This window comes from Modicisalibacter sp. MOD 31.J, assembly GCF_020147985.1.
In the GTDB taxonomy this organism is placed as follows: Bacteria; Pseudomonadota; Gammaproteobacteria; order Pseudomonadales; family Halomonadaceae; genus Modicisalibacter; species Modicisalibacter coralii.
This window is the reverse complement of sequence record NZ_JAGXFF010000002.1, coordinates 731,561-757,798: the sequence shown is the minus strand read 5'-3', so window position 1 is coordinate 757,798 and position 26,238 is coordinate 731,561. Positions and strand designations below refer to the sequence as shown.

The 26,238-nt window shown below is 66.1% G+C and carries 21 protein-coding genes; 18 read left to right on the top strand and 3 right to left on the bottom strand.

Annotated elements, in window-relative coordinates; translation table 11 throughout:
* The first annotated feature begins 71 nt into the window (after positions 1 to 71).
* From ectA to yidD, 15 genes are all read left to right on the top strand, one after another.
* Positions 72 to 650: a diaminobutyrate acetyltransferase gene (ectA, locus tag KGR00_RS09270; protein WP_129140319.1), complete on the top strand. Its 579-nt coding sequence runs from the start codon at positions 72 to 74 to the stop codon at positions 648 to 650.
* Positions 651 to 718: 68 nt separating this feature from the next.
* Positions 719 to 1,984, top strand: coding sequence for a diaminobutyrate--2-oxoglutarate transaminase (gene ectB / locus KGR00_RS09265; RefSeq protein WP_129140318.1), 1,266 nt, complete (start codon positions 719 to 721; stop codon positions 1,982 to 1,984).
* Between the two features lie 80 nt (positions 1,985 to 2,064).
* Complete coding sequence (locus KGR00_RS09260; protein ID WP_129140317.1) at positions 2,065 to 2,460, top strand: ectoine synthase; 396 nt, start codon at positions 2,065 to 2,067, stop codon at positions 2,458 to 2,460.
* A 211-nt stretch (positions 2,461 to 2,671) separates the two neighbouring features.
* Positions 2,672 to 3,760: a pyruvate dehydrogenase (acetyl-transferring) E1 component subunit alpha gene (pdhA, locus tag KGR00_RS09255; protein WP_224417034.1), complete on the top strand. Its 1,089-nt coding sequence runs from the start codon at positions 2,672 to 2,674 to the stop codon at positions 3,758 to 3,760.
* A 3-nt stretch (positions 3,761 to 3,763) separates the two neighbouring features.
* Entirely contained in the window at positions 3,764 to 4,744 is a 981-nt protein-coding gene (locus tag KGR00_RS09250) for an alpha-ketoacid dehydrogenase subunit beta (protein ID WP_203234853.1), read from the top strand.
* Positions 4,745 to 4,757: 13 nt separating this feature from the next.
* Positions 4,758 to 6,155 (top strand): dihydrolipoamide acetyltransferase family protein, encoded by a 1,398-nt coding sequence (locus KGR00_RS09245; RefSeq protein WP_224417035.1) that lies wholly within the window; start codon positions 4,758 to 4,760, stop codon positions 6,153 to 6,155.
* A 28-nt stretch (positions 6,156 to 6,183) separates the two neighbouring features.
* Positions 6,184 to 7,611: a dihydrolipoyl dehydrogenase gene (gene lpdA / locus KGR00_RS09240; RefSeq protein WP_224417036.1), complete on the top strand. Its 1,428-nt coding sequence runs from the start codon at positions 6,184 to 6,186 to the stop codon at positions 7,609 to 7,611.
* 496 nt (positions 7,612 to 8,107) lie between these two features.
* A complete protein-coding gene (locus KGR00_RS09235) occupies positions 8,108 to 9,277 on the top strand; it encodes an efflux RND transporter periplasmic adaptor subunit (RefSeq protein ID WP_224417037.1) in 1,170 nt (389 codons plus the stop codon).
* The gene (locus tag KGR00_RS09230; protein WP_224417038.1) at positions 9,277 to 12,360 is read left to right on the top strand and encodes an efflux RND transporter permease subunit; all 3,084 of its coding nucleotides are present in this window, start codon (positions 9,277 to 9,279) and stop codon (positions 12,358 to 12,360) included. The genes KGR00_RS09235 and KGR00_RS09230 overlap by 1 nt, the downstream gene beginning before the upstream one ends.
* Positions 12,361 to 12,470: 110 nt before the next feature.
* Positions 12,471 to 13,310 (top strand): ATP-dependent zinc protease, encoded by an 840-nt coding sequence (locus tag KGR00_RS09225; protein ID WP_224417039.1) that lies wholly within the window; start codon positions 12,471 to 12,473, stop codon positions 13,308 to 13,310.
* Positions 13,311 to 13,319: 9 nt separating this feature from the next.
* Entirely contained in the window at positions 13,320 to 14,825 is a 1,506-nt protein-coding gene (locus KGR00_RS09220; protein WP_224417040.1) for an inactive transglutaminase family protein, read from the top strand.
* Between the two features lie 4 nt (positions 14,826 to 14,829).
* On the top strand, positions 14,830 to 15,792 hold the full coding sequence (locus KGR00_RS09215) for an alpha-L-glutamate ligase-like protein (RefSeq protein ID WP_224417041.1): 963 nt from the start codon (positions 14,830 to 14,832) through the stop codon (positions 15,790 to 15,792).
* Between the two features lie 70 nt (positions 15,793 to 15,862).
* Complete coding sequence (locus tag KGR00_RS09210) at positions 15,863 to 16,321, top strand: transcriptional repressor (protein ID WP_129140310.1); 459 nt, start codon at positions 15,863 to 15,865, stop codon at positions 16,319 to 16,321.
* A gap of 42 nt (positions 16,322 to 16,363) precedes the next feature.
* Entirely contained in the window at positions 16,364 to 16,807 is a 444-nt protein-coding gene (gene hisI, locus KGR00_RS09205; RefSeq protein WP_129140309.1) for a phosphoribosyl-AMP cyclohydrolase, read from the top strand.
* On the top strand, positions 16,791 to 17,147 hold the full coding sequence (gene yidD, locus KGR00_RS09200) for a membrane protein insertion efficiency factor YidD (protein WP_129140308.1): 357 nt from the start codon (positions 16,791 to 16,793) through the stop codon (positions 17,145 to 17,147). Before hisI ends, yidD begins: the two co-directional genes overlap by 17 nt.
* Positions 17,148 to 17,169: 22 nt before the next feature.
* Here yidD and KGR00_RS09195 read toward each other — a convergent pair whose 3' ends face one another.
* Both KGR00_RS09195 and KGR00_RS09190 read right to left on the bottom strand, forming a co-directional pair.
* A complete protein-coding gene (locus KGR00_RS09195) occupies positions 17,170 to 17,586 on the bottom strand; it encodes a SufE family protein (RefSeq protein ID WP_129140307.1) in 417 nt (138 codons plus the stop codon).
* A 28-nt stretch (positions 17,587 to 17,614) separates the two neighbouring features.
* Positions 17,615 to 18,913: a site-specific integrase gene (locus KGR00_RS09190; RefSeq protein ID WP_224417042.1), complete on the bottom strand. Its 1,299-nt coding sequence runs from the start codon at positions 18,911 to 18,913 to the stop codon at positions 17,615 to 17,617.
* A gap of 209 nt (positions 18,914 to 19,122) precedes the next feature.
* Here KGR00_RS09190 and KGR00_RS09185 point away from each other — a divergent pair, with 209 nt between their 5' ends.
* A complete protein-coding gene (locus tag KGR00_RS09185) occupies positions 19,123 to 20,088 on the top strand; it encodes a DNA-binding protein (protein ID WP_224417043.1) in 966 nt (321 codons plus the stop codon).
* Between the two features lie 129 nt (positions 20,089 to 20,217).
* Here the strand turns inward: KGR00_RS09185 and nfuA are convergent, their stop codons facing one another.
* Complete coding sequence (gene nfuA, locus KGR00_RS09180; RefSeq protein ID WP_129140304.1) at positions 20,218 to 20,808, bottom strand: Fe-S biogenesis protein NfuA; 591 nt, start codon at positions 20,806 to 20,808, stop codon at positions 20,218 to 20,220.
* A 229-nt stretch (positions 20,809 to 21,037) separates the two neighbouring features.
* On the opposite strand from nfuA, the gene metH reads away from it, so the two are divergent.
* Together metH and KGR00_RS09170 are read left to right on the top strand one after the other, a co-directional pair.
* Positions 21,038 to 24,787, top strand: coding sequence for a methionine synthase (gene metH, locus KGR00_RS09175; protein ID WP_224417044.1), 3,750 nt, complete (start codon positions 21,038 to 21,040; stop codon positions 24,785 to 24,787).
* A complete protein-coding gene (locus KGR00_RS09170; RefSeq protein ID WP_224417045.1) occupies positions 24,788 to 26,116 on the top strand; it encodes an MATE family efflux transporter in 1,329 nt (442 codons plus the stop codon).
* Positions 26,117 to 26,238 lie beyond the last annotated feature (122 nt).

Genomic DNA, 26,238 nt, shown 5'->3' with positions numbered 1-26,238 from the left:
AACCATATTTTTGATTTATCGCTAAGCGCCTGTTAAGGTTGAATTCAAACTCGCAATGGCGAATCGATCCCATGACCATGACAACGCAATCCTTCACTCCGTCGGCGGAACTGGCCAAGCCCAGCGTCGCGGATGCCGTGGTCGGGCGTCAGCACGCCCCGTTGTTCATTCGCAAGCCGACCACCGATGACGGTTGGGGCATCTACGAACTCGTCAAGTCCTGCCCGCCGCTCGACGTCAATTCCGCCTACGCCTATCTGCTCCTGGCCACGCAGTTCCGTGACAGCTGTGCCGTCGCCACGGACGAGGAGGGCGACATCGTCGGCTTCGTGTCCGGTTACCCCAAGCGCAACTCCCCGGAAACCTACTTCCTCTGGCAGGTCGCCGTGGGTGACAAGGCACGCGGCACCGGGCTCGCCCGGCGTCTGGTCGAGGCCGTCATGCGGCGCCCCGAACTGGCCCACGTTCGTCATCTGGAAACCACCATCACGCCGGACAATCAGGCGTCCTGGGGGTTGTTCAAGCGCCTCGCCGACCGCTGGCAGGCCCCGCTGAACAGTCGCGAATACTTCTCCACCGACCAGTTGGGCGGGGAGCACGATCCCGAAAACCTGGTGCGGATCGGCCCGTTCGATCCCGAACGCATCTGACCGCGCAACGCGTCATCATCGTCACACGCTTTTAATCAGTCACTTGTCATCGACCCGGAGGTCGTTCAATGCAGACACAGATTCTCGAGCGCATGGAATCCGAAGTCCGGACCTATTCGCGTTCCTTTCCGGTCGTCTTCACCCAGGCGCGCAATGCCCGCCTGACCGACGAGACCGGTCGCGAATACATCGACTTCCTGGCCGGCGCCGGGACCCTCAACTATGGGCACAACAACCCGCACATCAAGCAGGCACTGGTCGATTACCTGGCCAGCGACGGCATCGTCCACGGCCTGGACTTCTGGACCGCCGCCAAGCGCGAGTATCTGGAAACCCTCGAGGAAGTAATCCTCAAGCCGCGCGGCCTGGACTACAAGGTCCACCTGCCGGGGCCGACCGGGACCAACGCCGTCGAGGCGGCGATCCGCCTGGCCCGTGTCGCCAAGGGACGTCACAACATCGTCACCTTCACCAACGGTTTCCATGGCGTGACCATGGGCGCGCTGGCCACCACCGGCAACCGCAAGTTCCGTGAAGCGACCGGTGGCATCCCCACCCAGGGCGCCGCCTTCATGCCCTACGACGGCTACATGGGCGATGCCGTCGACACCCTGGATTACTTCGAGAAGCTGCTCGGCGACAAGTCCGGCGGGTTGGACGTGCCGGCCGCGGTGATCGTCGAGACGGTCCAGGGCGAGGGCGGCATCAACGTCTCCGGCCTCGACTGGCTCAAGCGCCTCGAGTCGATCTGCCGCGCCCACGACATCCTGCTGATCGTCGACGACATCCAGGCGGGCTGCGGACGTACCGGCAAGTTCTTCAGCTTCGAGCATGCCGGCGTGACCCCGGACATCGTCACCAACTCCAAGTCGCTGTCCGGTTTCGGGCTGCCGTTCGCCCACGTGCTGATGCGCCCCGAGCTCGACAAGTGGAAACCGGGCCAGTACAACGGCACCTTCCGCGGCTTCAACCTGGCCTTCGTCACCGCCGCCGCGGCGATGCGCAAGTACTGGAGCGACGACACCCTCGAGCGTGACGTGCAGCGCAAGGGTCGCGTGGTCGAGGATCGCTTCCAGAAGATCGCCGCCTGGCTCACCGAGAACGGCTTCCCGGCCTCCGAGCGTGGCCGCGGCCTGATGCGCGGCATCGACGTGGCCAGCGGCGATATCGCCGACAAGATCACCCACAAGGCCTTCGAGAAGGGGCTGATCATCGAGACCAGCGGCCAGGACGGCGAAGTCGTCAAGTGCCTCTGCCCCTTGACCATCTCCGACGAAGACCTGATCGAAGGGCTGGATATTCTCGAGGCGAGCGCCAAGGAAGCTCTGGCCTGACCGAGGCCGGCAAAGCCCGGTGGAGCGTGCCCGGATCGAGGATGGCGCGCTCCTTCACGAACTAGAAAAGGAAAACGGCTATGATCGTTCGCAATCTCGAAGAAGCTCGCCAGACCGACCGTCTGGTCACGGCCGCGAATGGCAACTGGGACAGCACCCGCCTCTCGCTGGCCGACGATGGCGGCAACTGCTCGTTCCACATCACGCGTATCTTCGGCGGTACCGAAACGCACATCCATTACAAGCACCACTTCGAGGCGGTCTACTGCATCGAAGGCAAGGGCGAGGTGGAAACCCTGGCCGATGGCAAGATCTGGCCCATCGGCCCGGGCGACATCTACATCCTCGACCAGCATGACGACCACATGCTGCGTGCCTCCGAGACCCTGGTGCTGGCCTGTGTCTTCACGCCGGGTCTGACCGGCAAGGAAGACCATCGTCCCGATGGTTCCTACGCGCCCGCCGAAGAGCTCTAAGCGCTCGCCGACGCAAGACTGCGCAAAACGACGCCCCCGCCCATGGCGGGGGCGTCTTGCGTTGTGTGCTCGGCATCGACAGGCCGGCGTAGATCGGTAGCCCGGTAATGATTGGCAATACCTCGGCAGGGTTTCTACAGTCAGTAGTCGTCGCAAGGTCGCACGGAGCGCGGCCGGGACAGGGAACTCACTGAATCCGCGGAGGGACGTCATGCCGAGGAAGCGAGTCAGACTGGAACACGCCGTCGAGTATCTCTCGATACTCGACGAGAAGGGCCGGGTCGATGAAAAGCTCGAGCCGGACATCGGCAAGGACACCTTGCTCGACATCCATCGCACGATGCTGCTCAGCCGACGCCTCGACGAACGGATGCTCACCCTGCAGCGCCAGGGGCGGATCGGCACCTTCGCCCCGGCCAAGGGCCAGGAGGCGTCCCAGATCCCGGCCATGGCGGCACTCGGCGACGATGACTGGTTCGTTCCGGCCTTCCGGGAAACGTCGGCCATGCTCTGGCGTGGCGTTCCGCCGGAAAACCTGCTGCTCTACAACGCCGGCTACAGCGAAGGCAGCGCCATCGAGCAGGGTAGTCACGATCTGCCCATCTCCATCCCCGTGGCCTCCCAGATCCCCCATGCGGTGGGGATCGGCTACGCCTCCGGTCTGCGCGAGCTCGATGAAGTCACCATCACCTTCTTCGGCGACGGTGCCACGTCCGAGGGTGACTTCCACGAGGCTCTGAACGTCGCCAGCGTGTTCAAGACCCCGGTGATCTTCCTGTGCCAGAACAACCACTGGGCGATCTCGATGCCGCGCGGGCGCCAGAGCGAGTCTAAGACCCTGGCCCAGAAGGGGCTGGCCTACGCGATCCCCTCGCTGCAGGTCGACGGCAACGACGTGCTGGCCGTGTATGCCGCCGTCCAGGAGGCCGCCAAGCGTGCCCGGGACGGTGAGGGTCCGACCCTCATCGAATGCGTCACCTATCGGCTGACGGTACATACCACCGCGGACGATCCCGGCAAGTATCGCGACGAGGAAGAGGTCGAGAAGTGGCAGGGGCGTGAGCCGATCGCCCGTCTGCAGAGCTATCTCAAGAAGAAGCGCTGGCTCAGCGACAAGCAGATCGACAAGCTCGAGAAGACGATCGAGGAGCAGGTCGACGAGGCCTGGAAGGCGGCCCACGAACGCATCGAATCGCTGAACGATCCGCAGGTGATCTTCGATCACATCCATGCAGACACCCCCGAGTATCTCGAATCGCAACGGCAATCGTTCGCCGATCGACTCAAGGAAGGAGAGTGACCGATGGCCGAACTGAACATGGCGGATGCGCTCAATCTGGCGCTGAGCCAGGAAATGGACAACGACGAGTCCGTGGTCGTGCTCGGCGAGGATGTCGGTGTCGACGGCGGGGTCTTTCGTATCACCGACGGCTTGCTGGCGCGTTACGGCGAACGGCGGGTGATCGATTCGCCGGTGGCCGAGACCGCGCTGACGGGCATCTCGGTGGGCATGGCGATCAATGGTCTAAAGCCGGTCTGCGAAATGCAGTTCTCGGGCTTCAGCTACCAGGGCTTTCACCAGATGGAAGCCCACGCCGCGCGCATGCGCTGGCGGAGTCGCGGCGGGCACAGCGTGCCGATGGTGCTGCGCATGCCCTATGGCGCCGGGGTGCATGCCCTCGAGCACCACTCCGAGAGCAAGGAGGTCTTCTATGCCCATACCCCGGGTCTGAAGATGGTCGTCCCCTCGACGCCGCGCAACGCCCGTGCGCTGCTGGTCAGTGCCATTCGCGACCCGGACCCGGTAGTGTTCTTCGAGCCCAAGGCCGTCTATCGGGCCTTTCGCGAGGAAGTGCCCGACGCGGAGGAGACCCTGCCGCTGGGCGAGTCGCGGACTGCCCGCGAAGGCGATGACCTGACCCTGATCAGCTACGGCGCGATGCTCCATCGGACCCTTCAGGCCGCCGATACCCTGGCCGAGGAGGACGGCATCGAGGCCGAGGTGATCGACCTGCTGAGCCTGTCGCCGCTCGATCACTCGCGATTCGCCGAATCCGCACGCCGCACCGGGCGGGTGGTCATCGTCCACGAAGCGCATCGCACCTATGGCCCGGCGGGCGAAATCATGGCCCGGCTGATCGAGGACGCCTTCTATTATCTCGAGGCCCCCGTGCGCCGCGTGACCGGCTTCGACACCATCGTACCGTTGTTCGCCCGGGAGCAGGATTATCTGCCGGATCAGCAACGCATCCTGGCAGCCGCCCGCGGCGTGTTGAACGATTGAGGACCAAGGGACCATGAGCGAAACGTTCAGATTTTCCGACCCTGGCGAGGGGCTCGAGGAAGCGGAAGTTCTCGAGATTCATGTCGGCGAGGGCGATCACATCAACGACGGCGACACCGTGCTCACGGTGGAGACCGACAAGGCCGCCACGGATATCCCCGCGCCGTTCACCGGTACCGTCGAGACCGTGCATCCCGGCACCGGCGATCGCGTCCGGGTCGATGACGCGCTGATCACCTACCAACCCGACGGCGAGAAGGAAGAGGAAGCCACTGCCGACGAGTCACAGGACGAACAAGCGACGCAGGACCAGGAGGAGGATACGTCTTCTCGCGAGAGCGAAGACGAGACGCAGGAAGCCGATAGCGAGGCGTCGAAGAAAGATGACGCGGAGAGCGCTCAGGACGAGAGTGCCCAGGAAGACACGGGCTCTCGACAGGAGGGCGAAACGCGTTCCAACGGCAAGCATACCGATCGCCGCCAGCCGGTCCCCGCGGCGCCCAGCACCCGGCGCATCGCCCGCGAGATGGGCGTCGACCTGCACGATGTCGAGCCCAGCGGCCCGCAGGGCCGGGTGACCGCGGACGATGTCGAGGCCGCGGCACAGGGAGAGCAGGGCGCAGCCGCCCGAGAGACGCTGTCGGCCGAACAGCCATCGCGGCAAGAGTCCAGCGGGCTGCCGGACTTCTCGCGCTGGGGCGAGACCGAGCGCGAAGCGATGCGCTCGATCCGCCGCGCCACCGCCCAGCGGATGTCCCGGTCATGGCAGGAGATCCCTCACGTCTATCATCAGGACGTGGCCGACATCACGGCCCTCGAACGTTTTCGTCGCGATTACGAACCCAGCGCCGAGAGCAACGGCGGCAAGTTCACCATGACCGTGCTGATGCTCAAGGCGATGGTCTACGCCTTGAAGCAGTTTCCCCGCTTCAACGCCAGCCTGGATGCCGAGAACGAGGAGCTCGTCCTCAAGTGCTATTTCCATATCGGCGTGGCCGTGGCCACCGACCAGGGCCTGCTGGTGCCGGTGATTCGTGACGTCGATCGCAAGAACATGATCGAGCTGACCGCCGAGCTGAAAGCGATCATCGACAAGGCCAAGGCGGGGGAGCTGGCACGTGAGGACATGGAGGGCGGCTGCATGACCCTCACCAACCCCGGGCCGATGGGCGGCACCTCGTTGTCGCCGCTGATCAACCCGCCCGAAGTCGCCATCCTGGGCATGGGGCAGGCCAGACTCGAACCCGTGGTGCACGGCGACCTCGATGACTACGAGATCAAGCCGCGGCTGATGCTGCCGTTGTCGCTCGGCTTCGATCACCGCGCCAACGATGGCGCGGATGCCGCCAGCTTCGTGACCACGCTGATCGGCGCCCTCGAGGACCCACATTCGCTGCTGCTCAAGATCTGAGCCACGTTGCCGGAGGTAATGGACGACCATGGCAAGAAAGCACACATCTTCCAAGCTGCCCGACAGCACGCAGCTGGCCGTGATCGGCGGCGGGCCGGGCGGCTATGCCGCGGCCTTCGAGGCGGTCAAGCTGGGCCTGGACGTGACGCTGATCAACGACGAGACACCGGTCGGCGGCGTCTGCCTGTTGCGTGGCTGCATCCCTTCGAAGACCCTGCTCGAGGTCACCGAGTTGATCCATGCCAGCGAATCCGCAGAGACCATGGGCCTGCGCTTCGCCAGGCCCGAGATCGATGTCGATGCGCTTCGCCAGTGGAAGCAGAAGGTGGTGAAGACGCTCACCGACGGGCTGGAAGGGCTGTGTCGGCAGCGCGGTGTGCGGCTGGTCAGGGCCCGCGCGCGCCTTGCCGACGAGCAGAACCTGACCGTCGAAGGTAACGAGGTCTCGGGCACGTTGCGCTTCGAGCAGGCGATCATCGCCAGCGGCTCGCGACCGGTCGCGCTGCCCGACGTGGATATCGCCGCGAGCCGGCGGATCATGGATTCCACCGATGCCCTGGAACTCGAGGAGATTCCCGACTCGTTGCTGGTCATCGGCGGCGGCTACGTCGGTCTGGAAATGGGCATGGTCTATCAGTCGCTGGGCAGTCAGGTGACCGTGGTGGAAATGGCCGAGCGCCTGATGCCCAATGCCGACGCGGATCTGGTCGAGCCGCTCACCAGGACACTGGCGTCGCGTTTCAAGGCCGTGCACCTCGAGACCCAGGTCTCCGGGTTGCATGAAACGCAGCGCCAGGTAAGAGTCACGCTGGAAGACGCGGATGGCTCGCGCGATCACCGCTTCAGCCGGGTGCTGGTCGCGGTGGGCCGGCGTCCCAACAGCGATGGGCTGGATCTCGACAAGGCCGGCGTGCACTGTGATGACGCCGGCTTCATCGAGGTCGATGCGCAATGTCGCACCAACGTATCGCATATTCATGCGATCGGCGACGTCACCGGCGGCATGCTGCTGGCCCATGAAGCCATGCACCAGGGCAAGGTGGCGGCACGCGCCGCAGCCGGCGAAGCGGCGGCCTTCGACGCCCGCGCGGTGCCGGCCGTGGTGTATACCGTGCCGCAGATCGCCTGGTGCGGCCTGACCGAGACCCAGGCCCGCGACGAGGGCCGCGAGATCCAGGTGCTCAAGTTTCCCTGGCAGGCTGCCGGGCGCGCCTTGACGCTGCAGGCCGATGACGGCCTGACCAAGCTGATCGTCGAGCCTGGCAGTGGCCGGCTGCTGGGTGCCGGGATCGTCGGGCCCCAGGCGGAGTCGCTGATCGGCGAGGCCGTGCTGGCCATCGAGATGGGCGCCGTCGCCGAGGACCTGGCGTTGACCGTGCATCCGCATCCGACGCTGACCGAAACGCTCGGCGAGGCCGGCGAGCTGTTCCTCGGCGGCTCGACGCATTACGGCTGACCGAACGGGCTGAATGGGATTGGCGCACGCCGTCTTCCGGCCATGTGACGAGTGACGATCACGTGGCCGGCATTGCCTGTCAGTCGGGTCCCAATGCGAACGGATACGCCGTGGGCGCGTGTCGCGATCGAATCACCGAGCACCGGTCGAGAATAGAATGACCTTGCCGATCCTTTAGTTCGTATAATCTATATTATGTTAAATAATGCATTTGGCGAGTCATACGCGGTCGCGTCATTGCCTGGATCCTTGTCGTCTTCGCACTGTCACACCCGGCGCTTACGCTGTGTTTGAACATGTCTGCGCCCGCCCACGCGGCGTTAACAGCTGACTGGGTCACCAGCCATCGCCGACCGTGTCCTCGGCGTTGATCGACGTTGGCGAGACGGGACTGGTCTTTGCTGCATGAACATCGCATGATGTGGCGTTTGTGTCATCGGTCGCGCCGCCGACGTCCGCACACCAAGAAAAACGCATTCATTCAGGAAGTTCCCCCATGAAGACCACCCTACGCATGATCGTCGTGATCGTCCTGCTGGCCATCGTTCTGGGGGGCATTTTCGGCTGGAAATACTGGCAGATGCAGCAGATGGGCCAGCAGATGGCTCAGGCCCAGCCGCCGGCGCCGGTCGAGGTCGTCGAGCTCGAAGCCCAACCCTGGCGACCGGCGTTGAAATCGGTGGGCTCGCTGCGGGCCATCAACGGCGTGGCGGTGTCCAACGAAGTGGCTGGCGTAGTCAGCAAGATCGCCTTCGAGTCCGGGCAGCGCGTCTCGCGGGGTGACGTGCTGATCCAGCTCGAAGACAGCGTCGACCAGGCGGCGCTGGCGGCGCTCCAGGCCCAGGCCCGTCTGGCCAACGAAACGTTCCGGCGCTATTCCGACCTGTTGCCGCGCAAGGCGATCTCGCAGTCACAATACGACGAGGCGCGAGCCAACTATCAGGCGGCCCGCGCCGATGTCGCCCAGCAGCAGGCCCAGTTGAACAAGAAGACCATTCGCGCGCCCTTCGATGGCGTGGTCGGGCTGCGTCAGGTGGACATCGGCGAGTACATCGCCGTGGGCACGCCGATCGTCGATCTCAACATGCTCGACCCCATCTACGTCGACTACAGCATCCCCGAGAAGCAGCTCGACCGCGTCCAGGCCGGCCGTGAGGTCGAGGTGCACGTGGCGGCGTTCCCGGATCGCGCCTTCACCGGCAAGATCGAAGCCGTGGCCCCGGCGGTGAATGAAAGCAGTCGGACACTGGCCGTGCGCGCCACACTGGACAACCCCGAGAATCGGCTCAGGCCCGGTATGTTCGCCGACGTGCGCACCCTCGCCCCGGATACCCAGCGCGTGCTGACCCTGCCGCGCACGGCGCTGGCCTTCAACACCTACGGCGACTACGTCTTCCGCGTGGTGGAAAACGATCAGGGACAGACCGTGGCCCAGCGCACCCAGGTGACCGCCGGGCGTGTCCGCGGTGACCAGGTGGAGATCGTCAAGGGCCTCGAGGTCGGTGCCCGCGTGGTGGCCGCCGGCCAGTTGCGCCTGCGCGACGGTCAGGCGATCAAGCCTGTCGACCAGGACGGTGACGGCAAGAGCGCGACGGCAGCCCAGCCCGGCGGTGATTCATCCGGCGAGGCAGCGTCCAGCGAGACGACGCCGGAGGCGCAGGGCTGATGAAGTCATTTACCGACCTGTTCATCCACCGGCCGGTCCTGGCCACCGTCATCAGCCTGCTGATCCTGCTGATGGGCCTGCGCTCCACGCTCGACATGGAGGTCCGCCAGTACCCCGAACTCGAGAGCACCGTGATCACGGTCACCACCAGCTATCCTGGTGCGAGTTCCGAACTGGTCCAGGGCTTCGTGACCACGCCGTTGCAGCAGGCGATCGCCGAGGCCGACGGCATCGACTACATCGATTCGAGCAGTATCCAGGGTTCCTCGACGATCGAGGTGCACATGATGCTCAACTACGATGCCAACGCCGCCCTGGCCGAGATCCAGGCCAAGGTCGCGAGTCAGCGCAGCGTACTCCCCGCCTCTGCCGAAAGTCCGGTGATCGAGTCGACGACCGGCGATTCCACCGCCCTGATGTACCTGGCGTTCTACTCCAACGAGATGCCGGTACCGCAGATCACCGACTATCTCACGCGGGTAGTCCAGCCCAAGCTCCAGGCGTTGCCCGGGGTCGCCAAGGCGCGACTCTACGGCCAGAGCTTCGCCATGCGCATCTGGCTCGACCCGCAGCGCATGGCCGCGCTCGGCGTCAGCCCGCAGGACGTCGTCGACGTCCTGCGCAACAACAACTATCAGGCCGGGGTCGGCAAGACCCGCAGCGAGTTCGTGGCGATCAACCTCACCGCGAGCACCGACGTCACCGATCCCGAACAGTTCGCCGACATGGTGGTTCGCAACGATGACGGCAACCTGATCCGTCTGCGCGACATCGCGCGCACCGACCTCGGCGCCGAAAGCTACGACAGCGTCGCCTGGTACAGCGGTACGCCCTCGACCTTCATGGCCATCGAACAGGCGCCCGGCGCCAATCCGCTGGACGTGGCCCGCGCCGTTCGCGAGGCGCTGCCGGAAATCCGCAGCCAGTTGCCCACCGGGCTCGACGTGGTACTGCCCTACGATGCCTCGGAATTCATCGAGGACTCGATCGACGAGGTGATCAAGACCCTCGCCGAGGCACTGATCATCGTGCTGGTGGTGATCTTCTTGTCGCTGGGCTCGTTTCGCGCTGCCCTGGTCCCCGCGGTGGCCGTGCCGCTGTCGCTGATCGGCGGCGCCTTCGTCATGCTGGTGCTGGGCTTCTCGCTCAACCTGCTGACGCTGTTGTCGATGGTGCTGGCGATCGGCCTGGTGGTGGACGACGCGATCATCATCGTCGAGAACGTCCATCGCCATATCGAGGCCGGCGAAACCCGTTTCCAGGCCGCCCTCAATGGCGCCCGCGAGATGGCCACGCCGATCATCGCCATGACCACCACCCTGGTGGCGGTCTATGCCCCCATCGGCTTCATGGGCGGTCTGGTCGGCTCGCTGTTCACCGAGTTCGCCTTCACCCTGGCCGGCGCCGTGATCGTCTCCGGCATCATCGCGCTGACGCTGTCGCCGATGCTCGCCGGCAAGGTGCTCAAGCCCCACGGCGATCCGTCGCGGTTCGAGGGGCTGGTCGAGCGTACCTTCAACGGCCTGGCCAACGGCTACCGTGCCCTGCTCTCACGGGCCCTGCAGACGGTCTCGGTGATCGTGGTCTTCGCCGCCGTGGTGCTGGTGTCGATCTATTTCATGTTCATCACCAGCCAGAACGAGCTGGCCCCCACCGAGGACCAGGGCATCATCTTCTTCCAGGGTACGGCGCCGCAGACCGCCACGCTGGATTACCTCAAGCGCTATGCCACGCAGATCCAGCAGGGCGTCGAGACCATCGATGGCTACGACGAGACCTTCATGATCCTCGGCGGCACCAGCGCCGACACGGTATTCGGCGGCTTCAAGATGAAGCCCTGGAGCCAGCGCGACGTCTCGCAGATGAGCGTGCTGCCCAACGTCCAGGCGGCGCTGTCCCAGGTCACCGGCCTGCAGACCGCCGCCTTCCCGCGCCCTTCCCTGCCCGGTTCCAGCGGCGGCCTGCCGGTGCAGTTCGTGATCACCACCGGCAACAGCTTCGAGGATCTCAGCGCCGCCGCCGATCAGCTGCTCGGCAAGGCCATGGCCAGCGGCAATTTCGCCTTCCTGCGCAAGTCGATCGATCTCGATCGGCCGGTCACCCATATCCAGGTCGACCGCGACCGGGTCGCCGACCTGGGGCTGTCGATGGCGGATGTCGGTCAGGCGCTGGCGACGCTGCTCGGCGAAGGCTTCGTCAACCGCTTCAGCATGGAAGGCCGCAGCTACAAGGTGATCCCCCAGGTCGAGCAGGCCTACCGTCTGGATAGCTCGATGATCGACAACTACTACATCGAGGCCGATTCCGGCGCTCAGGTGCCCTTGTCGAGCGTGGTGAGCTTCGAGCGTGGCGTCGAACCCTCCAAGCGCACCCAGTTCCAGCAGCTCAATGCGATCACCCTGGAAGGCGTGCCGCGCCCCGGCGTGGCGCTCGGCGACGCTCTCGGCTGGCTCAACCAGGCGGCCAGCGAGACCCTGCCCGCCGAGTATTCGATCGACTACACCGGTTCCTCGCGGCAGTTGATGAACCAGGGCAGCGCGCTGATGGTGACCTTCTTCCTCTCGCTGCTGGTGATCTATCTGGTGCTGGCGGCGCAGTTCGAGAGCTGGCGCGACCCGCTGATCATCCTGGTCTCGGTGCCCATGTCGATCGCCGGGGCGATGGCCTTCATCACGCTCGGGGTGTCGACGGTCAACATCTACACCCAGGTCGGGCTGATCACGCTGATCGGCGTGGTGGCCAAGAATGGCATCCTGATCGTCGAGTTCGCCAACACGCTGCAGCACGACCGTGGCCTGAACAAGCGCGAGGCGGTCATCGAGGCGGCCTCGATTCGTCTGCGACCGATCATCATGACCTCGGTGGCACTGATCGTCGCCATGTTCCCGCTGTTGATCGCCACCGGCGCCGGGGCGGTCAGCCGCTTCGACATCGGCCTGACCATCGCCGCGGGGCTGGGCATCGGCACGCTGTTCACGCTGTTCGTGCTGCCGGCCTTCTATCTGCTTCTGGCCCGCGATCACAACGCCGCACGGGATGCCGGAGCCGCCGATTCCGAGGGTTCCAGCGCCGGTCACGGCTGACCGGCGTGGACAGGGGCGATGGGGCTCCTTATCATCGTTCGGCATTTTGACCCCGTGCCGTCGGTCGCCAGCGGCCGACGGCCCCGACACGGTCGACAAGGATCCCCGTCATGCCGATTCGACATTCGAGGCCGGCGATCGCCGCCGGCCTGCTCTTGCTACTGGGGGGCTGCGCCCTGCCGGCTTCCCAGGATCCGCGTCTCGACACGCTGCTGACCACGTCGCGCTTCGATGACCGCATCGCCGAACTCGAGAACACCCTGGCCGCGCAGTGTGCGGCCGACGCCGCCCGTCGCGACGACACGGGACAGCGTCTGGCCGTCCTGCAGGGCGATGTCCGGGCGACGACCTTGCAGCTCAAGGCACTGCGCGGCGATCTCCAGCAACGCGATAGCGAGCCCGCCATCAAGGTCCCCGACTGCCCGACCAGCGTGGATCCCTCCCTCGAGAACATGGAAGTCGTGGGGCGCAGTGAATGGGTCGGCTTCCCGACCCTCGGCACCTATCTCAAGGCGCGCCTGGACACCGGGGCCAATACCGGCTCGCTGTCGGCCCGCGACATCACCGAGTTCGAGCGCGACGGCGAGGACTGGGTGCGCTTCAAGCTGGCGCTCGAGGACGACGCCGTCGTCGTCGACAGCGTCCGCGATCGATGGATCGAGGCGGAGATCACGCGCCGGGTGCGGATCATCCAGGCCTCCGGCGAGGAAAGCCGACCGGTGATCAGCCTGCTGATGCGCCTGGGTCCGATCAAGCAGAACGTCGAGTTCACCCTCAACGACCGTACCCACCTCACCTATCCGGTACTCCTGGGGCGGCGCTTCATGCGGGACATCGTCGTCGTCGACGTTGCCCGGCACTATCTCTACGACCGTCCCGAATACCCCGGTGGGGCCCCCGCCTCCGCGGCCGCCAGGGACGAGGCCACCGATAACGACGACGACGAATAAGGAACGCGCATGTCCCGTCTGCCCTTCTATCTGCTGGTCGGCGTATTGCTGGTGACCGGCGTCGCCGTCACGCTCTACCGCCACATCGCCTTCGAGGTTCCCTGGACACCGGGTGAACAGCGTCAGGTCTGGGAGATCGAGGCCCAGGTCAATTTCGTCGCCGATGGCGGCCCGGCCAAGATCGACCTTGCCCTGCCCACGCACCAGCAGGGGTTTCGCGTGCTGACCGAGAACACCGCCTCGTCGGGTTACGGCCTGTCGTTTCTCGACGACCAGGGGGCGCGGCGCGCGCAGTGGGCGATCCGTGAGGCGACGGGCACGCAACGCCTCTATTATTCGGTACAGTTGCTCGTCGCGCCGGGGGCCAAGGCGCCGCCGGCGGTGCCTCCCGAGGTCCCCCGGGACGTCGCCTGGGAGCGGCCCTACGATACGGCGGCCCGCGCGATCATCGCGCGCTCCCATCAGCGTTCCGCCGATCCGTTCACCTTCGCGCGTGAACTGGTCGGCCGTTTCAGCGACGACGACGCCGGCGAGAATGCCCGCCTGTTGCTGACCCAGTATCCGCGCCCCGAATTGCTGGTCCGCCTGCTCAATCAGGCCGATGTGCCGGCCCGCGTGGTCAACGGCCTGATGCTCGAGGATGGCCGACGGCGACAGTCGTTGACGCCCTGGGTCCAGGTCTTCGAGAACGACCGATCGATGCTGATCGATCCGGTCACCGGCGAGCAGGGGCGGCCCGACAACCTGTTGCTGTGGGGCGCCGGCGGACAGTCGGTTCTCGAGGTCGAGGGCGGCAGCCGCTCGCAGGTGACGTTCTCGATGATCCGCCACAACGAGCCCGCGGCGGTGGCGGTACGCAATCAGCTCGCCGAGGATACGCTGCTCAACTTCTCGATCCACAGTCTGCCGCTCGAGGAGCAATCGCTGTTCAAGACCATCCTGCTGATTCCCATCGGGGCGCTGGTGGTGGTGCTGTTGCGCGTACTGATCGGCATCAAGACGTCCGGCACCTTCATGCCGGTGCTGATCGCCCTGGCCTTCATCCAGACCACCCTGTTCACCGGGCTGATCGGGTTCCTGCTGGTGGTGGCCGTGGGGCTGGTGATCCGCAGTTACCTGTCGCACCTCAATCTATTGCTGGTGGCCCGGGTCTCGGCGGTGATCATCACGGTGATCGCGATCATCTCGCTGTTCTCGGTGCTCGCCTATCGACTGGGACTCAATGCCGGGCTGACCATCACCTTCTTCCCGATGATCATTCTCAGCTGGACCATCGAACGGATGTCGATCCTCTGGGAGGAAGAAGGCCCCAAGGAGGTACTGATCCAGGGTGGCGGCAGCCTGCTGACCGCGGTGCTCGCCTATCTGGCGATGAACAATCCGTGGATTCGCCACCTCACCTTCAACTTCCTCGGCGTGCAGCTGATTCTCATGGCGCTGATCCTGCTGCTGGGCAATTACACCGGCTACCGGCTGCTCGAGCTGCGGCGGTTCAAGCCGGTCACGGAGGACTGAGGCCATGTGGACCACCCCCGGCAAGCTCAAGGCCAAGGGCATCATCGGCATGAACCGCCGCAACATCCGTTACATCGGCCGCTACAACGACCGCAGCCGCTATCCGCTGGTCGACGACAAGCTCAAGACCAAGCTGCTGGCCCAGCAGCATGGCATCACCACTCCGGCGCTGATCGGCACCGTCACCACCCAGTTCGATGTCAAGCGCGTGGCCGCCATGGTCGACGCCCACCCCGGCTTCGTCATCAAGCCGGCCAAGGGCAGCGGCGGCAAGGGCATTCTGGTGATCGAGCATCACGATGGCGACGGCTACATCAAGCCCAGCGGCCACCGTCTGCAGCGCGAGGACCTGGAGCGCCACGTGTCCAACATCCTGTCGGGGTTGTATTCGCTGGGCGGCACGCCGGACGTGGCCCTGGTCGAGTCGCTGATCGCCTTCGACGAGACGCTGTCGGCCTATACCTACGAGGGAGTGCCGGATGTCCGGGTCATCGTCTTCAAGGGCTATCCGGTCATGGCCATGATGCGGCTTTCCACCGCCGCCTCCGACGGCAAGGCCAACCTGCACCAGGGGGCCGTCGGCGTGGGCCTGGACATCGCCTCGGGCCTGGCGCTGCGCGGCGTCCAGCACGACCGCCCACGCAGCGATCATCCCGATACCGGTCATGACCTGGCCAGCCTGCGCGTGCCCGCCTGGGACACCCTGCTGAACCTGGCGGCCAGCTGCTACGAAATGACCGGCCTCGGCTATCTGGGCACCGACATGGTACTCGATCGTCATCACGGGCCGATGTTGCTGGAGCTCAACGCCCGCCCCGGCCTGGCCATCCAGATGACCAACGGCGAGGGGTTGCGACCCCGGCTGGATCTGGTCGAGCGTCAGCCCGACGGCAAGAGCGTCGCCGAACGCGTGGCCTTCGCCCAGACGCACTTCGCCCGCCGCGGCGAACTCCAGGCGGCATCGTGACGGCAGGCGTCTGGCCGCCCATCGGCCGGACGCGTAGAATGGAGGCTCCACGGATATCGATACCCGCTTCATGCCCGATACGCAGACCCTCACCCAGCAGGCCGAACGCCAGTGCCAGCGCCGCGGCGTGCGCTTCACGCCGATCCGGCGGCGCGTGCTGGAAATGATCGCCGCCGCGCCCGGCGGCCTGAAGGCCTATGACCTGCTCGACAAGCTGGCTGCCGAGCACGGGGCCGCCCGCCCACCGACGGTCTATCGGGCGCTGGATTTCCTGATCGAGCAGGGGCTGGTGCATCGCATCGAATCGCTTAATGCCTACGTTGCCTGCTCCTGCCCCGAGCATCGCCACGGCTTCCAGTTGCTGATCTGCCGCCATTGCGGTCGCGTCGAGGAGCTGCATCTCGACGAGGTCAGTGCCCAGCTCAGCGCCCGCGCGGCGAACATGGGCTTTCAGGTCGAACGTCAGACCATCGAGCTGCTCGGCGCCTGCGACGCCTGCCGTGCGACGTCGGCCGTGGCCTCTTCCTGAAACGCCCCTTCCCGACCCACTGACCCCACGAGCCCGGTTACCATGACGACCCTGTTCAAGACCCTCGAGTCCGCCGAGCGCGGCACGACCCGTTCCACCAACGCCCTGCTCGACGCCGTGCGCTGGAACGACGATGGCCTGGTCCCCGTCATCGCCCAGCAGCACGACAGCGGCGAGGTATTGATGATGGCCTGGATGAACCGCCTGGCCCTCGAGGAAACCCTGACCACCGGCTGGGTCTGCTACTGGTCGCGCTCGCGGAGCAAGCTGTGGCGCAAGGGCGAAACCTCGGGACAGTTGCAGCGCCTGGAATCGGCGCACTTCGATTGCGACGGCGATACCCTGCTGGTGAAGGTCGATCAGCAGGGGCCGGCCTGCCACACCGGCCGGCGTAGCTGTTTCTACATCGCTCTGGGGGCCGAACGCGGCGAGGTCGATGCCGATGCCCTCGTCGATCCCGGCGAACTGTATGGCCAATCGCGCTGACGGTCTCTTTGCACGACCGGTGCGACGCCTGGCGATAGCGCCACTGGTCGCGCTGATCAAGGGCTATCAACTGCTGATCAGCCCCCTGCTTGGCCCGCGCTGCCGCTTCTGGCCGAGTTGTTCGCACTACGCCCTCGAGGCGCTGCGCTGTCACGGCCTCCGGCGCGGTGGCTGGCTGGCCGTGAAACGCATTCTGCGCTGCCATCCCGCTTCGCCCGGCGGCCTCGACCCGGTTCCGGGCGGCCCCAGCGAGCAGCTGTGCCGCGACGACCCGGAACTCGACGAGACCTGTTGCCGGGCGTCGGCTTCACGGCTGTCGAACGCGCCGCGTCGGCCATAGGCCCGACCGCACAGCGCCGCGATCAGGCGGCCGTTTCCGCCTCGGCGACGGCATAGATGCGCTTGAGCATGGCGTGCAGGCCGTTGGAACGGGTCGGCGACAGATGCTTGTCGAGGCCCAGTTCCTCCAGAAAGCTGGGTTGCGTGGCGACGATCTCCGCCGGCGAGCGATCATTGTAGATGCGCATCAGCACGGCGATCAGACCGGAGACGATGGCGGCATCCGAGGTCGCCTGGAAATGCAGCGTATCGCCCTGACGCTGGTGATGGATCCAGACGTTGGACTGGCAACCGTGGATCTTGGTCTCCGGCGTCTTGAGCGCCTCGGGGAACGCCGGCAACTGCTTGCCCATGTCGATGATGTACTGGTAGCGGTCCATCCAGTTGTCGAAGATGTCGAATTCCTCGATCAGTTCCGCCTGGGCTTGCTGGGCAGTCATGGTCTCTCCTCGTTGCTCGATCCCGGCATTATAACGACTCGCCCCCCTCGTCGTCCGCCCGCCGCGTGCCATCGAGGCGGTGGATGGCCACCTGCTGCTGCCACTCCTCGGCTTCGACGTGAAGATAGCGCGCCGTGGTGTCGAGTCGCGAGTGGCGTGCGGTCCGGGCGAGAAAGCGCAGCTCGACGCCGGCCTGGGCCTGATGGGTGAGCGCGGTATGGCGCAGCCAGTGCGGGGTGGCCCGGGCGAGCTGTTCGACGAGATGTGGCGGCAGTTGGTGCCCCGCCGGATCGTCGGCCAGATCCCGGGCCGCTTCGTGAAAGGTCGTCTTGATCAACCGATAGAGCTGGTTGTCGCCGAGCCCGCGCCTGCCATCCAGGGCGCGGATCACCGGCGTCGCTTCGCTGCTATCAGGTAGCGCGACAAGCCCCAGACTGCGGCGCCATTCAGCGAGCAGTCGCATCATGTCGTCGGGCACCGGGATGCTCGCGAGCTTGGCGCCCTTCCCCGTCACCCGCCACCACCAGCCTCCCTCGCGATACGTGAAGTCCCGCATGCGCGCCTGGGCCATTTCGCCGATGCGTGGCGCCAGGAGATAGGCAAAGCCGAAGATCAGTCGCCGCCGCTGCCAGAGGTGCCATTCACGGGAGGTGGCCTGGTCGTCGGGCGGTCGGTTCAGCCAGCGCCACAGCCACTCCCAGACCGGGCGTTCCAGGTAGCGCTCAATGCCCGTCTGGCGGTTGTCGAGGCGCCGACGCTTGTCGCGCATCAGTCGGAACGGGTTGTGGGCGACCCAGCCGGCCTCGTTCAACCAGGCGAACAGCCCCTGCAGGATCACCAGGCTCTGGCGGCGGCTCGCGGCCGACAGCGGCCGGCGGAACGGCCGCCACTCGGGGTGGGTTCGCGAACGCGGCGGCCCGATCCAGCGTTCGGCCGGTCGCGGATCGGTGAGAAAGGCCTCGAAGCGCTGCAGTACCGCGCGATCGACCTGGCCGAGGGTGAGCGCCTGCTCGTCCAGCCACAGCAGCAGCCGTTCGGCCTCCTTGCGGTAGGCCCGCCACGTCTGCGGCGTGGCGGTGTACTCGTCGAGCCACAGGGCCACCGCTTCCACGTCGTCGGCGGCGGCGATATGGACGTGATCCGGCGCCGCGACGGGACGTGAATCGAGCGCCACCAGGGGCGCGCTGGTGGCGGCCTCCAGCGGCGGGTTGCCGCCCGGGACCGGCGCCGCCTCTTCTTTCGGCGCCGTCTCTTCTTCCGGCGCTGCCCGTGCTTGCGGGGGCGCGTCACCGTCGCTCCACCCCGCCGCGATATCTCGGCTGTCCATGCTCCCCCCTTTCGCTGGCATCCCATCTACCGGGAAATTGTCCCGGGCATGGCGCCAATAATCAAGATAAGCCGCGTAATCATGAATTATTGGCTAGTTTTATACGTAATTATCCATATTACGTAATACGTAAAAAGCTGACGTTCGCCCCCTTCTGAGCTAGAATTGCTGTCTCGAGCAAGCGCTCCCAGGTGACCAAGGAGGCAGTCATGGCGCGCAGTGGCGTGCAGTACGAGGATGTTCGACGGGCCATCGATACCCTCTTGCAGCGTGGCGAAACGCCGGGCGTTCAGAAGGTACGCGAGGTGCTGGGCACGGGCAGTTTCACCACCATCAGCGATCACCTGCGCGAATGGCGCGCGCAGCGCGAGGAGAATCGCGATCAGCCACCCGCCCAGGCGATCCCCGAGCCCGTCGAGGCGTTGATGCAGGCGCTCTGGGAGCAGGCGCAGCAGAGCGCCGTCGAGGGGCTGGCCCACTATCGCGAGGAAGCGGATCGTGCCATCGAACAGGCGCGCGCCGAGGCGGAGCGCGCCCGACGGGAGGCCGAGGACGCCCGCCAGCGGGAGGCCGCGCTCAACGAACATCTGGTGGCGACCCAGGCGCAGTTACAGGAATCCAGCGCCCGCCTTGCGCGACTGGAAGCCGCCCTCGAGGGGGCCGAACAGCGTGAGACTCAGCTCGGGCAGCAACGGGACGCGGCCCACGAGCGACTGACCCGCCTGCAGGCCGATAACGAGCGCCTGGTGGACGCCCATCAGAGCGCGCTGGCGGAGAAGGAGGCGGAATGGCGCCAACAACTGACCCAGGAGGAGCAGCGTAACGAAGCCGCCGAGGCCCGCCTGATGACGCTGCTCGACGATGCGCGTCAGGAACGCCAGCGCAGCGAGAAGCAGTTCAACCAGCGGCTGGAAGCGCTCGAAACGCGGCTACGCGAGAGCGATCAGACGTTGCAGGCGGTACGTGGCGAGCTCGCCGAGGAACAGGCGACACACCGTGAGGCCCAGTGGGCACTCAAGCAGGCGGAATCGGCCCGGGAGGACGGCGAACGCCGGGAGGCACGGCTGGCGGCGGAACTGGCCGACAGCGAACGCGCGCGGGACGAGGCCCGCGATCGCCAGCGCGACCTCGAGGCGCGGCTGGCACGAGCGCCCCTGCCGCCCTTCGTCTATTGAGCGCGCCGCCCGCGGGGAGCGGGTTCACACGATAAAGGGCCGCCCCGATGTCCGGAGCGGCCCTTTTCATGTGTTCGGTGCAATGTGTTCGGCGCAATGCGCCCGAGGCGTCGCCCGGGCCTCACGAGGTCAGCGATAGTAGGCGTTGGTGGTGTCGGTATGGTCGGTCACGTCGCGGATCCCGGCCAGCTCGGGAATGCGCTCGACCAGGGTCTTCTCGACGCCCTCCTTGAGGGTCAGGTCGACCGCGGCACAGCCCTGGCACCCCCCGCCGAACTGCAGCACGGCGAAGTTCTCGTCGGTGAGCTGGATCAGCCGCACCTCGCCGCCGTGTGCCGCCAGGCCCGGGTTGATCTCGCTGTAGAGGATGTAGTTGATGCGATCCTCGAGGGGGCTGTCGGCGTTGACCTTGGGCATCTTGGCATTGGGCGCCTTGATGGTCAGCTGACCGCCCATGCGGTCGGCATTGAAGTCGACCACGGCCTCTTCGAGAAACGGTACGCTGTGGGTATCGACGAACACCTTGATCTTGTCGAGCGTCATGGTCTCGTCGGTGGGCTCTTCCTCGCCGGGGCGGCAATACGCCAGACAGGTCTCGGCGTAGGGCGTGCCCGGCTGGGTGATGAAGATACGCACGGCGATGCCGTCGACGTTCTGCTTGGCCAGCAGCTCGGCCAGGTAGTCCTGTGCGCTGTCGGTGATCTGGATGCTCTCGCTCATCGTTTCGGTCCGTCAGGGAAATGCAGGTTTTATGCAATGGTAAGAAAAAACCGCCCACGGCACAATCCTGAGTGAAATACTGGGTTTTGTCGCGGGATCCCCGCCAGCGGCGCGTTTCTGGTAGCATATTCGACCCTCGCCGGGCGTGTTTGCCGGGCGGCGGGCCGCCGCTTGCCGCGATCCGCATTGGCCACCGACATAACGACATCGCTGGAGACACCTGCCGACCATGGCTGCCGATACGCTTCTTTCGTCGCTTCCGCCTTCGCTCGCCGCCTGCCTCCCCGAGACGCTGGCACGGAGTCTCGAACGCCGCATCCTGCTCCTCGATGGTGGCATGGGGACCATGCTGCAGAACGCCCGACTCAGCGAGGCGGCGTTTCGCGGCGAGCGTTTCGCCGACTGGCCGACCCAGCTCCAGGGCAACAACGACCTGCTGGCGCTGACCCAGCCGGAGCTGGTGTGTCGCATCCATCGCGACTATCTCGAGGCCGGCGCCGACATCGTCGAGACCAATACCTTCAACAGCACGCGCCTGTCGCAGTCCGACTACGGCATGGAGGATCTGGTCGTCGAGCTCAATCGCGAGTCGGCGCGCCTGGCCCGCACGGTGTGCGATGCGGTCGGCGCGGAGACCGGCGTGCCGCGTTATGTCGCCGGGGTGCTGGGACCGACCAGTCGCACGGCCTCGCTGTCGCCGGACGTCAACGACCCGGCCAAGCGCAACGTCACCTTCGACGCCCTGCGCGAGAACTACTACGAGGCCGCCGAGGCGCTGATCGACGGCGGCGTCGATATGATCCTCATCGAGACGATCTTCGACACCCTCAACGCCAAGGCGGCGATCTACGCCCTCGAGGAGCTGTTCGCGGCGCGCGGTGCGCGGCTGCCGGTCATGATCTCGGGGACCATCACCGACGCCTCGGGTCGCACCCTGTCGGGCCAGACCACCGAGGCGTTCTGGAACTCGATCCGTCACGCCCGGCCGCTGTCGGTGGGCCTGAACTGCGCGCTGGGGGCGGCCGAACTGCGCCCTTACCTGGAAGAGCTCTCCGCCAAGGCCGACACCCTGGTCTCGGCCCACCCCAACGCCGGGCTGCCCAATGAGTTCGGCGAGTACGACCAGACCCCCGAGGAGATGGCGGCGATCGTCGGCGAGTTCGCCGAGAGCGGTCTGTTCAACGTCATCGGCGGCTGCTGCGGCACCACGCCGGAGCACATCGCCGCGATCCGCGATGCCGTCGAGGGCGTGACGCCACGACGCATCCCCGAACGCCCGGCCGCCTGCCGGCTGTCCGGTCTCGAGCCATTCAACATCGAAGCCGACTCGCTGTTCGTCAACGTCGGCGAGCGTACCAACGTCACCGGCTCGGCACGCTTCAAGCGGCTGATCAAGGAAGAGGACTTCACCACCGCCCTGGAAGTCGCCCTGGAACAGGTCGAGAACGGCGCCCAGGTGATCGACATCAACATGGACGAGGGGATGCTCGACTCCCAGGAGGCGATGGTCCACTTCCTCAACCTGGTCGCCTCGGAACCGGACATCGCCCGTGTGCCGATCATGATCGACTCGTCCAAGTGGCCGATCATCGAGGCCGGCCTCAAGTGCATCCAGGGCAAGGCCGTGGTCAACTCGATCTCGCTCAAGGAGGGGGAAGACGCCTTCCGCGAGCAGGCCCTGGCCTGCCGGCGCTTCGGGGCGGCGATCGTGGTGATGGCCTTCGACGAGAGCGGCCAGGCCGACAGCCTCGCGAGAAAGACCGAGATCTGCGCGCGCGCCTATCGGCTGCTGGTCGACGAGATCGGCTTCCCCGCCGAGGACATCATCTTCGACCCCAACATCTTCGCCATCGCCACCGGCATCGAGGAGCACGACAACTACGCCGTCGACTTCATCGAGGCGACCCGCTGGATCACCGGCCACCTGCCCCACGCCATGGTTTCTGGCGGAGTCTCCAACGTGTCGTTCTCGTTCCGCGGCAACAATACGGTGCGCGAGGCGATCCACTCGGTGTTCCTCTATCACGCCATCCAGGCCGGGCTGACCATGGGCATCGTCAATGCCGGCCAGCTGGCGGTCTACGACGACCTGCCCGGGGAATTGCGCGAGGCGGTCGAGGACGTGGTGCTCAACCGCCGCGCGGACGCCACCGAGCGGCTGCTCGAACTCGCCGAGCGCTACAAGGATGACGGGAGCGGCGCGACCAGGAAGGAAGACCTCGAGTGGCGCGGCTGGGAGGTCGAGAAACGCATCGAGCATGCCCTGGTCAAGGGCATCACCAGTTACATCGAGGAAGACACCGAACTCGCCCGGCAACGCGCCGAGCGCCCCATCGAGGTGATCGAGGGGCCGCTGATGGACGGCATGAACGTGGTCGGCGACCTGTTCGGCGCCGGCAAGATGTTCCTGCCCCAGGTGGTCAAGTCGGCCCGGGTGATGAAGCAGGCGGTGGCCTACCTGATCCCCTACATCGAGGCCGAGAAGAGCGGCGAGACCCAGGCCAAGGGCAAGATCGTCATGGCCACCGTCAAGGGCGACGTCCACGACATCGGCAAGAACATCGTCGGCGTCGTGCTGCAGTGCAACAACTACGAGGTGATCGACCTCGGCGTGATGGTGCCGGCCGAGAAGATCCTGCAGACCGCCCGCGACGAGAACGCCGACATCATCGGCCTGTCGGGCCTGATCACGCCGTCGCTGGACGAGATGGTCCATGTTGCCAAGGAGATGCAGCGCCAGGGCTTCGACATCCCGCTGCTGATCGGCGGCGCGACCACCTCCAAGGCGCACACCGCGGTCAAGATCGAGCCGGGCTACGAGCACCCGGTGATCTACGTCACCGATGCGTCGCGCGCCGTGGGCGTGGCCGGTCGGCTGCTCTCGGCCGGGCTCAAGGCGGACTATGTCGCCGAGATCCGCGCCGAGTACGAAAAGGTCCGCGAGCGCAACGCCAGGCGCCGGCCCAAGGCCGCGGATCTCGGCTACGCCGAGGCCCGCGAGCGGCGCTTCCAGCCCGACTGGGCGGATTACACGCCGCCCGAGCCGACCTTCACCGGTCTCAAGGTGTTCGACGACTACGACCTCGAGGAACTGGTCGAGCGGATCGACTGGACGCCCTTCTTCCTCAGCTGGCAGCTCTCCGGCAAGTACCCCAGGATCCTCGACGACGAGGTGGTCGGCGAGGCGGCGCGCACCCTGTTCGCCGAGGCCCAGGCCATGCTGCGCAAGCTGATCGACGAGAAGCATCTCACCGCGCGCGGGGTGATCGGCCTGTGGCCGGCCAACTGCGTCGACGACGACGTGATCGAGGTGTATGCCGACGAGCGGCGTGAAACCGTCGTCGAGCGGCTCTTCCATATCCGCCAGCAGACCACCAGGAACCGCGACGGCGTGTGCTACAGCCTGGCCGACTTCATCGCGCCTCGCTATGAGACGAGTGGCAAGGAGTCCGGCAAGGCCGACTGGATCGGCGGCTTCGCGGTGACCACCGGCCACGGCGCCGATGAACTCGCCGCCCGCTACGAGGCGGCCGGCGACGACTACAACGCGATCATGGTCAAGGCGCTGGCCGACCGGCTCGCGGAAGCCTTCGCCGAACGCATGCACGAGCGGGTGCGCAAGGAGTTCTGGGGTTACGTGCCCGACGAGACCCTCGACAACGATCAATTGATCGCCGAGAAGTATCAGGGCATCCGGCCGGCGCCAGGGTATCCGGCCTGCCCCGACCATACCGAGAAGGCCACGCTGTTCCGCCTGCTCGACGCCACGGCCAACACCGGGCTCGAGCTCACCGAAAGCTTCGCCATGTGGCCGGCGGCGGCGGTCTCCGGCTGGTATTTCGCACACCCGCAGTCGAAGTATTTCTCCACCGGCAAGATCACCCGCGATCAGGTCGAGGTCCTGGCCGAACGCAAGGGCATGCCGCTGGGCGAGCTGGAACGCTGGCTGTCGCCGGTGCTGGGCTACGATCCGGACTGAATGGTCGACGTTGCCCGCAGCCGCGCCATCCTCAGGCTGGCGCTGCCGATCATCGGCGGCATGCTCTCCCAGAGCCTGATGAACCTGGTGGACGCCGCCTTCGTCGGTACCCTGGGCGAGGTCCCGCTGGCCGGTGTGGGGCTGGGTGGCTACGCCATGTTCCTGGTCACCGCCGTGGTCCTGGGGCTGTCGTCCGGGGTCCAGGCGCAGACCGCGCGGCGTCACGGCGAGTCGGCTGGAGCCGGGCTCGCCCAGCCGCTGCAGGCGGGGCTGCTCATCGCCCTGGCCGTGGCGCTGCCGCTGAGTCTCGTGTGTGTCTGGCAGGCCCCGCAACTGCTCGGCCTGATGACGCCCGCCCCCGAAGTCAACGAGGTCGCCGCGAGCTATTTCCGCTGGCGGGTCGCCGCCCTGGTGCCGATCGCCCTGATCGTCTGCTTTCGCGGCTACTGGAACGGTATTCAGCAGGCGCACGTCTACCTGCGCATCATCCTGATCACCCAGGCGCTCAACGTGGCGATCAGCGCCGGTCTGGTCTTCGGTCTGGCGGGGCTGCCGGCGATGGGCGCTTCCGGCGCCGGTGCCGGCTCCGCCGCGGCAGTGTACCTGGGGGTGCTGCTGTGGGCCGCCCAGACCTGGCGACACCTGCCCGGCGATCGTCGCGGCGGGCATCGGCGCTGGCCGCCACGGCGGGTCTTCGCGACCACCCTGCGCCTGGCCGCGCCGCACTCCTTCCAGCAACTGTGGTTCGCCGGCGGTTACGCCGTGCTGTTCTGGATTCTCGCCCACATAGGCACCGCCAGCGTCGCCGTGGGACACGTGCTGGTCAACCTGTCGTTGCTGTTGATCCTGCCCGGCGTGGGTCTGGGGCTGGCCGCCATGAGCCTGGTGGGTCAGGCGCTGGGCCGGGAGACGCCGGACGACGCCCATCGCTGGGGCTGGGACGTGGTGCGCCTGGCCTGGCTGAGCCTGACGCTGCTCGCCTTGCCGATGCTGCTGTTCCCCGCCGAGGTGCTCGGCCTGTTCCTGCCCGGCAGCTTGGTCGAGATGGGGCGTGTCCCGTTACAATTGACGGCGTTGATGATCGTGCTCGACGCCGCGGCCATCGTGCTCGCCCAGGCATTGCTGGGGGCCGGCGCCAATCGCACCGTCATGCTGCTGACGCTGGCACTGCAATGGCTGCTGTTCCTGCCGCTGGCCTGGTGGGTCGGCGTGGTCCAGGGCTACGGCCTGCTCGGCATCTGGTGGGCCCAGCTGGGCTATCGTGGGCTCAATTCCTTGATCTTCGCGCGGGTCTGGCAGCGTCGACGCTGGCAGCGCCTGGCGGTATGAGCGACACGACCGGTCCGAATGCCTTAATAACTTCAAAATCAAAAAGTATGCCTATTTATTCTTTCATAGAATAAATGGAACGGAGTATGGTCTGTGCCAACGGCACGGATCCCATTTCGCCC

Bases quoted from the DNA above. Each gene is read 5' to 3' on its own strand.
- KGR00_RS09185 (WP_224417043.1), top strand. From the start codon at position 19,123: ATGGCGCGCAGTGGCGTGCAGTACGAGGATGTTCGACGGGCCATCGAT.
- ectA (WP_129140319.1), top strand. From the start codon at position 72: ATGACCATGACAACGCAATCCTTCACTCCGTCGGCGGAACTGGCCAAG.
- KGR00_RS09225 (WP_224417039.1), top strand. From the start codon at position 12,471: ATGCCGATTCGACATTCGAGGCCGGCGATCGCCGCCGGCCTGCTCTTG.
- KGR00_RS09235 (WP_224417037.1), top strand. From the start codon at position 8,108: ATGAAGACCACCCTACGCATGATCGTCGTGATCGTCCTGCTGGCCATC.
- KGR00_RS09190 (WP_224417042.1), bottom strand. From the start codon at position 18,913: ATGGACAGCCGAGATATCGCGGCGGGGTGGAGCGACGGTGACGCGCCC.
- KGR00_RS09195 (WP_129140307.1), bottom strand. From the start codon at position 17,586: ATGACTGCCCAGCAAGCCCAGGCGGAACTGATCGAGGAATTCGACATC.
- nfuA (WP_129140304.1), bottom strand. From the start codon at position 20,808: ATGAGCGAGAGCATCCAGATCACCGACAGCGCACAGGACTACCTGGCC.
- KGR00_RS09230 (WP_224417038.1), top strand. From the start codon at position 9,277: ATGAAGTCATTTACCGACCTGTTCATCCACCGGCCGGTCCTGGCCACC.
- KGR00_RS09245 (WP_224417035.1), top strand. From the start codon at position 4,758: ATGAGCGAAACGTTCAGATTTTCCGACCCTGGCGAGGGGCTCGAGGAA.
- KGR00_RS09215 (WP_224417041.1), top strand. From the start codon at position 14,830: ATGTGGACCACCCCCGGCAAGCTCAAGGCCAAGGGCATCATCGGCATG.
- yidD (WP_129140308.1), top strand. From the start codon at position 16,791: ATGGCCAATCGCGCTGACGGTCTCTTTGCACGACCGGTGCGACGCCTG.
- lpdA (WP_224417036.1), top strand. From the start codon at position 6,184: ATGGCAAGAAAGCACACATCTTCCAAGCTGCCCGACAGCACGCAGCTG.
- ectB (WP_129140318.1), top strand. From the start codon at position 719: ATGCAGACACAGATTCTCGAGCGCATGGAATCCGAAGTCCGGACCTAT.
- metH (WP_224417044.1), top strand. From the start codon at position 21,038: ATGGCTGCCGATACGCTTCTTTCGTCGCTTCCGCCTTCGCTCGCCGCC.
- KGR00_RS09170 (WP_224417045.1), top strand. From the start codon at position 24,788: ATGGTCGACGTTGCCCGCAGCCGCGCCATCCTCAGGCTGGCGCTGCCG.
- KGR00_RS09260 (WP_129140317.1), top strand. From the start codon at position 2,065: ATGATCGTTCGCAATCTCGAAGAAGCTCGCCAGACCGACCGTCTGGTC.
- KGR00_RS09250 (WP_203234853.1), top strand. From the start codon at position 3,764: ATGGCCGAACTGAACATGGCGGATGCGCTCAATCTGGCGCTGAGCCAG.
- KGR00_RS09210 (WP_129140310.1), top strand. From the start codon at position 15,863: ATGCCCGATACGCAGACCCTCACCCAGCAGGCCGAACGCCAGTGCCAG.
- KGR00_RS09220 (WP_224417040.1), top strand. From the start codon at position 13,320: ATGTCCCGTCTGCCCTTCTATCTGCTGGTCGGCGTATTGCTGGTGACC.
- pdhA (WP_224417034.1), top strand. From the start codon at position 2,672: ATGCCGAGGAAGCGAGTCAGACTGGAACACGCCGTCGAGTATCTCTCG.
- hisI (WP_129140309.1), top strand. From the start codon at position 16,364: ATGACGACCCTGTTCAAGACCCTCGAGTCCGCCGAGCGCGGCACGACC.